Origin of the sequence: Mesorhizobium newzealandense, assembly GCF_042682145.1 — a bacterium.
Classification (GTDB): Bacteria; Pseudomonadota; Alphaproteobacteria; order Rhizobiales; family Rhizobiaceae; genus Mesorhizobium; species Mesorhizobium newzealandense.
Window position 1 is genome coordinate 131,494 of the sequence record NZ_JBHUGZ010000001.1, and the last position, 11,901, is coordinate 143,394.

Annotated in this window: 11 protein-coding genes; 3 read left to right on the plus strand and 8 right to left on the minus strand. The window is 63.2% G+C overall.

Features of this window, described 5'->3' with window-relative positions; genetic code table 11:
* Positions 1 to 11: 11 nt before the first annotated feature.
* Positions 12 to 1,613, minus strand: a complete 1,602-nt coding sequence (locus ACFSOZ_RS00630; RefSeq protein WP_379092245.1) for an ABC transporter substrate-binding protein — start codon at positions 1,611 to 1,613, stop codon at positions 12 to 14.
* A gap of 198 nt (positions 1,614 to 1,811) precedes the next feature.
* Between ACFSOZ_RS00630 and nanR the strand changes: the two genes are divergently transcribed.
* The 3 genes from nanR (at position 1,812) to dhaL (ending at position 4,325) form a co-directional block, all read left to right on the plus strand.
* Entirely contained in the window at positions 1,812 to 2,513 is a 702-nt protein-coding gene (nanR, locus tag ACFSOZ_RS00635) for a transcriptional regulator NanR (protein WP_379093778.1), read from the plus strand.
* 135 nt (positions 2,514 to 2,648) lie between these two features.
* Positions 2,649 to 3,656, plus strand: coding sequence for a dihydroxyacetone kinase subunit DhaK (locus ACFSOZ_RS00640; RefSeq protein ID WP_379092248.1), 1,008 nt, complete (start codon positions 2,649 to 2,651; stop codon positions 3,654 to 3,656).
* A gap of 27 nt (positions 3,657 to 3,683) precedes the next feature.
* Positions 3,684 to 4,325: a dihydroxyacetone kinase subunit DhaL gene (dhaL, locus tag ACFSOZ_RS00645; RefSeq protein WP_379092251.1), complete on the plus strand. Its 642-nt coding sequence runs from the start codon at positions 3,684 to 3,686 to the stop codon at positions 4,323 to 4,325.
* Between the two features lie 24 nt (positions 4,326 to 4,349).
* Here the strand turns inward: dhaL and derI are convergent, their stop codons facing one another.
* From derI to ACFSOZ_RS00680, 7 genes are all read right to left on the minus strand, one after another.
* Positions 4,350 to 4,787, minus strand: coding sequence for a D-erythrulose-4-phosphate isomerase (gene derI, locus ACFSOZ_RS00650; protein WP_379092254.1), 438 nt, complete (start codon positions 4,785 to 4,787; stop codon positions 4,350 to 4,352).
* A 33-nt stretch (positions 4,788 to 4,820) separates the two neighbouring features.
* Positions 4,821 to 5,588 carry a triose-phosphate isomerase gene (locus ACFSOZ_RS00655; RefSeq protein WP_379092257.1) on the minus strand — a complete coding sequence of 256 codons (768 nt, stop codon included), beginning with the start codon at positions 5,586 to 5,588 and terminating at the stop codon, positions 4,821 to 4,823.
* A gap of 67 nt (positions 5,589 to 5,655) precedes the next feature.
* The gene (locus ACFSOZ_RS00660) at positions 5,656 to 6,594 is read right to left on the minus strand and encodes a sugar phosphate isomerase/epimerase family protein (RefSeq protein ID WP_379092260.1); all 939 of its coding nucleotides are present in this window, start codon (positions 6,592 to 6,594) and stop codon (positions 5,656 to 5,658) included.
* Complete coding sequence (locus ACFSOZ_RS00665) at positions 6,594 to 8,111, minus strand: glycerol-3-phosphate dehydrogenase (protein ID WP_379092263.1); 1,518 nt, start codon at positions 8,109 to 8,111, stop codon at positions 6,594 to 6,596. The genes ACFSOZ_RS00660 and ACFSOZ_RS00665 overlap by 1 nt, the downstream gene beginning before the upstream one ends.
* Positions 8,108 to 9,667 (minus strand): FGGY-family carbohydrate kinase, encoded by a 1,560-nt coding sequence (locus tag ACFSOZ_RS00670; protein ID WP_379092266.1) that lies wholly within the window; start codon positions 9,665 to 9,667, stop codon positions 8,108 to 8,110. Before ACFSOZ_RS00670 ends, ACFSOZ_RS00665 begins: the two co-directional genes overlap by 4 nt.
* 106 nt (positions 9,668 to 9,773) lie before the next feature.
* Positions 9,774 to 10,715 carry a D-ribose ABC transporter substrate-binding protein gene (locus tag ACFSOZ_RS00675; RefSeq protein WP_378923419.1) on the minus strand — a complete coding sequence of 314 codons (942 nt, stop codon included), beginning with the start codon at positions 10,713 to 10,715 and terminating at the stop codon, positions 9,774 to 9,776.
* A 40-nt stretch (positions 10,716 to 10,755) separates the two neighbouring features.
* Positions 10,756 to 11,889, minus strand: a complete 1,134-nt coding sequence (locus ACFSOZ_RS00680; protein WP_379092268.1) for an ABC transporter permease — start codon at positions 11,887 to 11,889, stop codon at positions 10,756 to 10,758.
* Between the last annotated feature and the right edge of the window lie 12 nt (positions 11,890 to 11,901).

Below are 11,901 nucleotides of genomic sequence, written 5' to 3' on the forward strand. Positions count from 1 at the left end.
CTTTCGAACGACTATTTCGCCACTTCCCACTTCTCGACTTCGTTGTAGACCGGGTGGTTGAAGATCACGAGCGGCTGCTCCTTGAAGTGCTGCGCCAGGCCGACGATGTGGTTGTTGAAAGCCAACGGCCGCACCTCGTTCCACAGCCAGGCCTTGGGCAGCTCCTTGTTGAGGATGCGCGAGGCTTCCTGATAGCTCTCGGCGCGCACGGCCCGATCGGCCGATTCCAGCCCCTTGTTGAAGAGTTCGTCGACCTTGGGATTGCAGTACCCCATGCTGAGAGGTTTTGCGCCGCAGACGACGACCGGCGAGCCGAGCGAGGGGTCGAGCCCCATGCCATTGGCGAAAAAGCCCATCTGGAAGCTGCCGTCGGCATAGGTCTGGTTGATCGCCGCCGGATCGAGCAGGCGCGGCTGGATGTTGACGCCGACAGCGGCCAGATAGCTCTGGATGGCGGTGACGGTGTCGACGTTCATCTGGTCGGAATAATAGTAGATGAAATCGACCGGCTGGCTGCCGTCCCAGCCCGCTTCGGAAAGCAATTGCCTGGCCTTGTCGGGATTGTAGTCGTAGGGCTCGAGGTCCTTGGCGCGCGCCCAGTCCTGCGGGAACAGTGTGTTCGACAATTCGCCGGCGCCCTGCTTGACGGTCTCGATGATGGCCCTGCGGTCGATGGCGTAGAGCATTGCCTGGCGCACCCGCACGTCGGCGAAGCGCTTGTTCTCCAGGTTGAACTGCAGGTAGGTCGGCAGGCCGGCGGAGAATTTCGGCAGCACCGTCAGGTAGTCGAGTTTCTGCAGGCGGGCGAGCTCGGAGATCGGCACGCCGCCGCCCTCATAGGACATGGCGTCGACCTCCTGCGTCTCGAGTGCGGCGATGATCGGCGGCACGTCCTTGTAGATCTGGTAGATGATGCGGTCGAGCTTGGGCGCGCCGAGGAAATAGTCGGGATTGCGGTCGACCTCGACATACTGGTCGCTCTCGTATTTCTTCCAGATGAACGGGCCGGTGCCGACGCGGTTGACCCAGAAGGCGTTGCCCTTGATATCGCCGGGCGCAACCTTGCCCAGAATGTGTTCGGGGAAGATGCTGATGGCGATAAGCTGCAATTGCACCCAGAGCGGCTTGGCGCTGTCGAGTTCAACCTGGACTGTCATGTCGTCAAGCGCCTTGACCCCCACAAGCGAGGAGGCCGAGCCATCCTGGAACGCCTTGTATCCGGCCACGGCCGAGAGCTTCTGCGACCACGGCGAGTTGACCTTCGGATTGGCGTAGAGATTGAGGCTGAACACCACGTCGTTGGCGGTGAAGGGGGTGCCGTCATGCCATTTGACGCCATGGCGCAGGCTGAAGACATAGGTCTTGCCGCCGTCGGGCGTCTTCCAGCTCTCGGCCAGCATCGGCTGTACGCCGTCGCCCGTCCATTTGATGTGGACGAGCCCCTGCAGCACGGTCTCGTCGAGTCGGTGGCCGCAGGTGGTGTGCAGCGTGCCCATCTCGATGCAGCCGGTGCGCATGGCCGAGCGGAACGTGCCGCCATCGGCGGCCTTGGCGAGGCCCGAGGCAAACATCAGCGCCAGAACAGGCACAAGGCTCATCAACAGTCGTCTCATGGAATTCTCCTCCCGTTGCTTTCCGCAGGCCGAAATCGGGGCGATGCCCTGCTCCAGGCCGATTTCCGCGCCAGGCACTCGCCTGTCGCGCCGACCGCCGCGCAATCAGCCAGCGGCGGCCTCCTCCAACCCGTCGGTCCCGCAAATCCTCAGTTGCGGCGACTGGTCTAATAGCTTAAAAGGTAGACCATGCACAATATGCCGGTTCGAAAAAAATTGTCCGATGAAGTCCGCCTCCGCCTGGAGGAGATGATCCGGGACGAGGTTTATCCGGTTGGCGCCTCGCTGCCGTCCGAACGCGACCTGATGTCGATGTTCGATGTCGGCCGCCCCTCGGTGCGCGAGGCGCTGTTTGCGCTGGAGAAGATGGGCCTGGTGCGCATCAACAGCGGCGAGCGGCCGAAGGTGACGCGGCCAACGCCGCGCAACATGCTGGAGCAGCTGACGGGCACGGCGCATCTGTTGATGGACCAACCCGACGGCATCGGCCATTTCGAGCAGCTGCGGCTGTTTCTCGAAGTCTCGATAGCGCGCCATGCCGCCGAGGTGGCGACGCGCGAGCAGATCGAGGCACTTGCCGCCGCACTTGCAGAAAACGAGCGTGCCATTCCCCGCGCCCGCGCCTTCGCGGTCACCGATGTCGCGTTTCACCGCGTGCTGACCGCAATCCCTGGCAATCCGATCTTCCTTGCCGCGCACGAAGCGCTAGTGGAGTGGCTGATCAACCAGCGCATCCACATGGCCAACACCGAAGTCGAAAACCGCAGGAGTTTTGCTGGCCACCAAAACGTGTTCGAAGCCATCGAGCGGCACGATCCGGAAGCGGCCGGGCAAGCGATGCGCGAGCATCTGGAAAACGCCCGGCGCAAGTTCAATCCGGGTCTGGCGAAGCCCGACTAGACGCGTCCGTCCAGGCATGGCTGGTCAACGGTGGCGGCGCGAGCACACCTCAGAGCGTGAAATGCTCGCAGCCGGGTGGAAATCCCGATAACACCCGGTATTATCTGCAAAAATATCGAAATCGGGAGGCTGCCGGTGCAGACCAAAAAGATCATCAATGACGGCAACCGCGCCGTCGACGAGATGCTGGAAGGCATCCTGGTCGCGCATCCCCGCCATCTCAAAAGCCTGGACGGCAGCCCACGCTCGGTCGTCGCGCGCGACGGACCGCGCCAGGGCAAGGTAGGCCTCGTCATCGGCGGCGGCTCGGGCCACGAGCCGAGCTTCCTCGGCTTCGTCGGCAAGGGGCTGGCCGATGCGGCGGCCATCGGCAACGTCTTCGCCTCGCCGCCGCCCGATCCGATCCTCGAATGCGCCAAGGCGGCCAGCGGCGGCGCCGGCGTTCTGTTCATGTACGGCAACTATGCCGGCGACGTGATGAATTTCGACATGGCCGCCGAGATGGCGGCGATGGACGACATCGAGGTGCGCACGGTGCTGAGCACCGACGATGTCGCCTCCGCACCGCGTGACCAGCGGCACAAGCGACGCGGCGTCGCCGGCAATTTCTTCATCTTCAAGGCGGCCGGTGCCGCCTGCGACCGGATGCTGTCGTTCGACGAATGCGAGCGTATCGCCGGGAAGGCCAACGACCATACCTTCACCATGGGCGTCGCGCTGTCGCCCTGTTCGCTGCCACAGACCCGCCGGCCGAATTTCGAGATCGGGCCGGACGAGATGGAGATCGGCATGGGCATCCATGGCGAGCCCGGAATCGCCCGCGAAAAGCTGAAGACGGCCGACGAAATCACCGATGAGATGCTGGACAAGATCCTGGATGAGATGGCGCCGGCGCGCGGCGACAAGGTCGCCGTGCTCGTCAATTCGCTCGGCTCGACGCCGCTGATGGAGCTCTACATCATGAACCGGCGGGTGAAGCAGAGGCTCGACGATATCGGTGTGTCAATTCACGCGACCTGGGTCGGCAATTACTGCACCTCGCTTGAAATGGCCGGCGCCTCGATCACGCTGCACCAACTCGACGGCGAGTTGCAGACGATGCTGGACCACCCCTGCGACTGCGCCATGTTTCGCGCTGGCTAAACCTGCTCTGCGGCAAGGGACAAGAACATGACGACAATCGACAGTGCCCGCCTTGCCAGCATGTTCGGGGCCATCGCAGACGCCATGTCAGCCGACAGGGACCGGCTTTGCGCGCTCGACGGGGTGATCGGCGATGCCGACCACGGCATTGCGATGGATCTGGGATTTTCCGCCGCACGCGACGCGGTCGCGGCGCTGGATACCGGGTCCACCGATCCGACCACATTACTCAACGCGGCGGCGAAATCGTTCCTGAATGCCGTCGGCGCCTCCTCGGGTCCGCTCTATGCCACCGCGTTCATGCGCGGCGCGGCAGCCGTCAAGGGCAAGGCAACGCTTGACGACGCCGACGCGGTCGCAATGTTCCAGGCCATGGCCAGGGGCATTCAGGATCGGGGCAAGGCCGAGCCAGGCGAAAAGACGATGATGGACGCATGGGCGCCGGCAGCACAGGCGGCGGGCGAGGCGCTGGCTTCCGGCAAGGGTCTGGCCGGCAGTCTCGAGGCTGCCGCGCACGCGGCAAAGGCAGGCGCGGAAGCGACCAAGGCGATGATCGCCAGCAAAGGCCGGGCCTCCCGCCTCGGCGAACGCTCGCTTGGCCATATGGATCCAGGCGCCGCGTCCGCCGTGACCGTGATCGAGGCGATGCGGGACGCCTTGACCGTCTAGTTCAACCCGTCAGTCCCGACGCCTTCAGCGCTTGCTGTCGAGCTTGTCGATGGCCTGAACGTTCGCGGCGGAGGGACCATTCGGATCGAACTCCGAGGCCAGCCATGCGTCGGCGATCGATTTCGCCAGTTCGGGACCGATGACGCGGGCGCCCATGGTGATGATCTGGGCGTTGTTGGACTTGGCGGCGCGCTCGGCGGAATAGGTGTCGTGGGTCAATGCGGCGCGAATGCCGGGCACTTTGTTGGCGGATATGCTGACGCCAATGCCGGTGCCGCAGAACAGGATGGCCCGGTCGTAGCTGCCGTCCAGAATTTCGTGGCCGACCTTGGCGGCGATATCGGCGTAATATCCGGCCTGGCTGAGATCAACGACCTGCAGTCCCGGCTTCGTAGCGAGATGCTTGGCAATGACGTCGAGCAGCGGCTTGCCGGCGCTGTCGGCTCCGAGTGCGATTTTCATGGCGATGAACTCCTTTGCTTCGTGTCGTGACTGTCAGCGCCCGATGGCGGCCGACGCCTTTTTCAGGATGTCGACATAGCCTTCCGCTTGCCACGCCGAGCGGCCGATGAACAGGCCATCAATATGCGGCTGGCCGATCAATTCGGCCGCGTTGCCGGGATTGACGCTGCCGCCATAGAGCACGAGCGGGGCAGCCGGCAACCGGCTTGCAGCGACCTGCTTGATCAGCGCCTGCTGCTTGTCGGCATAGTCGGCGCTTGCCGGGATGCCCTTCTCGCCGATCGCCCAGACCGGCTCGTAGGCAAAGAGGATTTCCGCCGACAATTCATCGCCCTTGAGCCCTTGCAGCGCACCAAGAACCTGGGCGGTCAAAACGTCATCGGCGCGGCCGTCTTCGCGCTCGGCCAGCGTCTCGCCAACGCAGACCAACGGCACGAAGCCGTGCCTGACCGCGGCTGCCGTCTTCAATCCGACAGTGACATCCGTTTCGCCGAAATGCTCGCGGCGCTCGCTATGGCCGAGTTCGATCAGGTCGAGCCCGCAATCCCTGAGCATCACTGGCGACACTTCGCCCGTCCAGGCGCCGGCGTCCGCCCAATGCATGTTCTGGGCGCCGACTTTCACGCGCGTCGCGGCCAGCGCCGCCTTGACCTGGCGCGCGGCAGTGAATGGCGGAATGACGAAAGGTTGTATCGCTTGATCGAAACCGGGCACGAATGCCGCCAGGGCATCAGCAAACTCCAGCGCTTCCGCCAGCGTCTTGTTCATCTTCCAGCTCGTGCCGACCCAATATGGGGTCATTCTTTTTCTCCTTCGGCGCGTGTTTTCCTGACCGCCATCAGTGCCGGCCATGAGGCCGCTGTTTCACTCAAGCCCGGGGCTTGAGACTGTCACGGCCACTGTCGATGTAAGGCGCCCAGAAATCCACCGACTCACGGATCATCTCGATCACCTGATGATCGACCGGTTCCCTCTCCCTGAAGGAAAGTTCAAGGCAAATTTCATTGTCGGTTCCGCCGCCCTGCCGCACGGTGTCGAGCAATCTCTGCGGAATTATGCGGCCATCCTTGTTGTAGGCAGCCGTGAACGGCCAGTGCCCGCCCTTGTTCATCGAAGACTGCTTGATGTGGATGATCGGCGATTGCAATGGAAACGCCTTCGCCCAGGCATAGGGATCGGTATCGGCAGGATTGGGCGAGGTGACGTCGCCATGGTCGATGTCCACCATCATCTTCATCGGTATGGGCAGCTTCGCCGCATCGATGGCGCGCTGCAGGGCAACGCAGTTCTCGATCGTGTGGCCGAACTCGCGGCCCACCGACATCGGCTCCCAGAACAGATATGTCAGGCCCGCCGCCTTGGCGTGTTCGGCCACCTCGCGCCAGCATTCAAGCGCGATCTCGAGAAGCACTGCCCGCCGCTGCGGATCATCAAAGTCCTTGTAGGTGAATATGGCGAACTGCGTGCCCATGCCCGAAGCGCCGAGCTCGGCGGAAATATCGGCGAAGGTCTTGAACCAGTCGACATAGTAGCGCCGGACATCCGCGTCCGGATGGCCGAAATGGTTGAGTCGGCCGTAGGGTCCGGTCATGCCGGAGGTGACCCTGACACCGGTCCGCGAAAGCGCGCTGTTGAACAGGCGCAGGAATTTGGCAATCGTCGCCGCCGGCCAGCCCGGATTGACGAATTCATGCGTCAGCTGCACGTCGCGGATGCCGATGCCATAGGCAATTGCGTCGATCAGGTCGTCTGGATCGGCGAAGCGATTGACCAGCGGGTTGGTGTTGAGGGAAAGCGTGAACGCCATCAGTCTGCCGTCGCCATGATGTTGCCGAACCAGTCTTCGAATGCCTTCCGCTCGGCCGCATCGATATGCAGGCCATGTTTGGTACGACGTTCCAGGATATCGGCTGACGTGCCGGCCCATTCGGTGTCGACCAGGAACTTTGCCTCCCGTTCATAAAAATCGGGGCCGAAGCGGCGCCCGAGATCCGCCTCGCCAAGTGCGCCGGCGAGCAATTGTCTGGCACGGGTGCCATAGCTTCGAGCGTAGTGCTTCACCAGCGACGGGCCGAGCCACGAAAACTCGGTGTGCAGGTCGCTCAGGAACTGTTCGAAGTCTGCGTTCGGCAGGTCGCCCCCGGGCAAGGCGGCAGTCGCCGTCCATGCCTTCCTCATCGTCGGAAAGAACGGCTGGATTTTTTCCAGCGCATGCTCGGACAGCTTGCGGAAGGTGGTGATCTTGCCGCCGAATACCGAAAGCAGCGGTGCGCCGCCATTCGGAGCGTCGAGTTCGAAAATATAGTCGCGCGTCACAGCACTTGGATTGTCAGCATTGTCGTCATAGAGCGGACGCACACCGGAAAAGCTGTAGACCACGTCCTGTGGCGTCAGCTGCCGCTTGAAGTAGCGATTGACCACCTTGATCAGATACTCGACTTCGTTTGCCTCGGCTGCCACTTCCTCGGGCCTGCCTTCGTAGGGAATGTCGGTCGTGCCGATCAGCGCCAGATCGTTCTCGTAGGGGTTGACGAAGATCACCCGCTTGTCGCTGTTCTGGATGAGATAGGCCTGCCGTCCCTCCCAGAACTTGGGCACGACGATATGGCTGCCCTTTACCAGCCGAACATTGCGGGTGGAATTCTGCCCGGCGACGCGGCTTACGATGTCGTTGACCCATGGCCCCGCCGCATTGACCAGCGCCCGCGCGCGGACTTTCGTCATCGCACCCGTGCGGCCATCCTGCATGTCGATCGACCACAGTCCGCCTTCGCGGCGTGCCGCGACACAGGCGGTGCGCGTGAGCACCCTGGCGCCGCGCTGCCTGGCATCCAGGGCGTTGAGCACCACCAGGCGCGCATCGTCGACCCAGCAGTCGGAATATTCGAAACCGCGCTTGAATTCGTCCTTGATCGGCGCCCCTTCCGGCGCAGTTCTCAGATTGAGCGTCCTGGTTCCCGGCAGCCGTTTGCGGCCGCCAAGGTGGTCGTAGAGAAACAGCCCGAGCCGGACCAGCCATGCCGGCCTGTCTTCGGGGCTGTGCGGAAGAACGAAGCGCATCGGCCAGATGATATGCGGCGCCGCCTCGAGCAGCACCTCGCGTTCGATCAGCGCTTCGCGAACCAGCCGGAATTCATAATATTCCAGATAGCGCAGGCCACCATGCACAAGCTTGCCCGAGCGCGAGCTGGTTCCCTGCGCCAGATCATCCTTTTCGCACAGGATGACGGAAAGCCCGCGACCTGCCGCATCGCGCGCTATGCCGGCTCCATTGACGCCGCCGCCAATCACGAAGAGATCGACGACATCTGTTGTATTGCTCAAGACTTTGCTCCTGTGCGGCGCGCCATGCCCTTCCACACCGGCCGAAGCGCCTGGTGCGCCGCGACGAAGGAAGGAAAGAGCGCATCGTAGGTTTGCGAAAGCGCCTCGTCATAGGCATCGCAGTCGCCGAGAAGCGGCGTCACCCACTCGGCAGCGCAGTCTTCCATGGAGCCATAGACGCCAAGGCCGACGGCGGCCATCATCGCGGCACCTGCCGCGCCTGCTTCCTGGCGGCTGCTCGTTCGCACCTGCGCCCGGGTCGCGGCTGCAATGATGCGACGCAGAGACGGGCTGCGCGCAGCCCCGCCCGACAGCCGGATCTCACTCGGCACGGCGCCCATCGCCTGGTAGCAATCACGGGCGGCGAAGGCCAACCCCTCAAGGACGGCGCGTGCCAGATCACCGAAGCCGTGCTTGACCGAAAGGCCGATGAAGCCCGCGCGCGCATTAGGGTCGACGAATGGTCCGCGTTCGCCGGCGAGCGATATATAAGGCTGGTAGACCAGCGATCCCGGTTCCGATCCCTCCACCCAGACGTCGAGCGCCTTCAGCAATTCGTCGCGCGAGAGCTCGGCGCCGCCGGCAGTGAGCACGTCGCGCGCAAGGCCAAGCAGCCAGTCTATGTTGAGCGTCGCCGCCATGTTGGACTGGAGTTGTGCAAAGGCACCCGGCACAGGCATGGCGATCGTATAGCCGGACCCATCGCCGTTAAGCACGACATCGCCGGGTGTGCGGGCGAAGCGCGTGTGTATGCCTGTCGAGCCGATGACCGTGCAGCCGACATTGCCACTCGGATCATAAAGGCCGGCTCCGAGCGCTGTCATGACCATATCCACGTAGCCCAGGACCACAGGCGTCCCTTCGAGCAGGCCGGTCTCTCCCGCTGCCGATCGCGATAGCGGATGATGGTCGGTGGTGCCTTCGAGCATCGGAGGCAACAGGCGGCGATGCGTCGTCAGATCCAGGATGTCGAAGACTTCGTCGGAATAGCTGCGCGAGCGAAAATCGCCGAAGGTGAAAGTTCCTTCGGACGGATCGGTGGCGCGTTCGCCCGTCATCTTGAAGTAGAGCCAATCCTTGCAATGCAGTGCGGTCGCCGCCCGCTCCAGCATGTCCGGATTGTTCTTTTTCATGAAGGCAAGCTGGGCGCCCTGCTGGCAGGAATTGAGCCCCGTGCCGGTCAGCTCAAACCGCGTGCGATCGCGGGGATCGGCGCGCATCTCGTCCACCAGATGACCGGCGCGGGCGTCGAGCCACAGCCAGGCGCGTGAGACCGGCAAGCCGTCGCCATCGATCAGCCAGGTTCCGTCGCCCTGCCCGGTGATGGCAACTGCCGCGGTTCGTTGCGCGAGGTCAGGGATTTTGGTCGCCAGGTCGCGAACCGTCTGTGCCATGTCGCGCCAGGTCTGATCCAGGTCCTGCTCGGCGCCGCCACCTTCCAGCGTGACGAAGCTGTTGGTCACCGACGTCATGGCGAGCTGCCGCCCGGACAGATCGAAAGCGACCGATTTGATCACCGACGTTCCCGCGTCGATCCCGATCAGCAGATCTTTCATGCCGCAAATTCCGGTTGGTTACGAAGGCAGTTCACAAGGACGATCTTGTTGTCTCAAGCCGTAGAAGAGGCAGGGAGTGTCCGCAAGGACACCCCCTGTGCAGGTTTCATTCCGACAGCACGAAGGGTGCGGTGTACTTGTCGACATTGTCCTTGGTGATGAGAAGGCAATCGAACAGCTGCTTCTCGGTCGCAGCACCTGTGGCGCCCGACTTGATGAACGAGTCGGCCTGCTGCACGGCCTTGGCCGAGAAGATGGCCACCGGCTGAAGCACGGTGTACTGCAGTTCACCGGACTTGATCGCCGCAACCGCATCAGGCGAGCCGTCGAAGCCGCCGACCTTGATACCAGCCAGCTTGCCGGCTTCCTTCAGCGCCGCAACCGCGCCGAGCGCCATTTCGTCATTGCCGCTGATCACGGCGATGATGTCGGGATTGGCCTGCAGCATGCTCTGCATCTTGTCGTGGCCCTGGGTACGATCCCAGTTGGCGACCTGCGAGGCAGCCTTTTCGAGATCCGGATACTGGCTGAGCACAGTCGCGTAGCCGTTCGAGCGCGTGGCGGCATTGTTGTCCGACGGGGCGCCGAGCAGTTCGACATATTTGCCCTTTTCACCGACTGCCTGCACCCATTGCTGGGCACCCAGAGCGGCACCCTGAGCATTGTTGGAGACAAGCTGCCCCTTGGCGAGGCCTTCCTGGTTGATCTCCGCGTTGACGAGGAAAACCGGGATGTTGGCGGCAATCGCCTTCTTCACCGCGCCGACGGAGCCGTCGGCGTTGGCCGGGTCGAGGATGATCGCAACGGACTTGTTGGTGATGGCGGTGTCGATCAGGTTGCTTTCCGTGTTGGTGTCGCCCTTGTGGGCAGCGACGTTGGCCGTATAGCCGAGCTTCTCGGCCTCGGCCTTGGCGACGTTGCCCTCGGTCAGCCAGTAGGGGTTGGCCGGATCGTTGACGATGATCGAGATCAGGCCTGCGGCCGACGCGGCGGCCGTAAACCCGACGACCATCGCGGCTGCAAGCAGACTTTTCAGCATTGTTTTCATGTACATTCCTCCAAATGATTTACGCGGTATTGCTGCCAGTTCACATGGCAGTCTTCCCTTGGGCAGGATTGGCCGGCTCGGCCTTCCCCCGTTGCTGAGAAGTCGGTTGGCCACCTGTCGAGCTTGGGAGCTTGCTGCGGCGGCGATACTGAACGGCATTGAGGAGCACGGCGAGCACGATGACCGCGCCGGTGAACACTGTCTGCCAGTAGGATGAGATGCCGATGATCACCAGACCATCGGAAAGGAAGCCGATGACGAAGGCGCCAAGCAGGGTTCCACGGATGTTGCCGCGCCCGCCGGTCAGCGCCGCACCGCCGATGACGACGGCCGCGATGGCCGTCAGTTCATAGGTGGTGCCGGCGGTCGGTCCGGCCGAGGTCAGCTGCGAGGACAGGATCAGGCCGGCGATGGCGGCACAGATGCCTGACAGCACATAGACGGAAACCTGCACCGACTTGACCGGAACGCCGGACAGTTCGGCCGCGCGCTCGTTGCCGCCTGATGCGTAGAGCCAGCGCCCGAAGGCGGTGCGATTCAGGACGACGCTGCCGATGAGCGCGATGACCGCGAGAACCACCACGCCGGTAGGCACGCCGAACAGTCGGTTGAAGCCAAGCGCATCGAAGCCGGTGTTTCCGAGTTCCGGCTTGCCGCCGAGATTGTTGTAGGTCAGGCCGCTGGTCATCAGCAGCGCCAGGCCGCGGGCCATGTACATGACGCCCAGCGTGGCGACGAAGGCCGGAACCTTGAAGCGCGCGATGAGCACGCCGTTGATCAGCCCGACGCCGGCGCCGAGCATGCAGGCAATCACCGCGACCACCCAGACCGGCGGATAGAGAACGACGCCCAGCCAGGTCAGCGTCACGCCTTGCATCAGGAAGCCGGCGACGACGCCGGCCAAGCCCAGCGTCGACCCCACCGACAGATCGATGCCGCCATTGAGGATGACGAGCAGCATGCCGACCGCGAGAATTCCGAAGATGGCGACATGCGAGGCCATGGTGAGGAAATTCGCCACCGAGAGGTAGTAGGGCGACAGGATCGAAAAGACGACGATGATGACGATCAGGGCAAAGAAGGCCCGGCCCTCGAGCAGCAGCTTGGCGAGATCGAAGCCTTCGCCGCGCGCGCTTGGACTGGACTGTTTTCTGGCCTGGCTGACGTCGGTCATGATCGGGGCTCC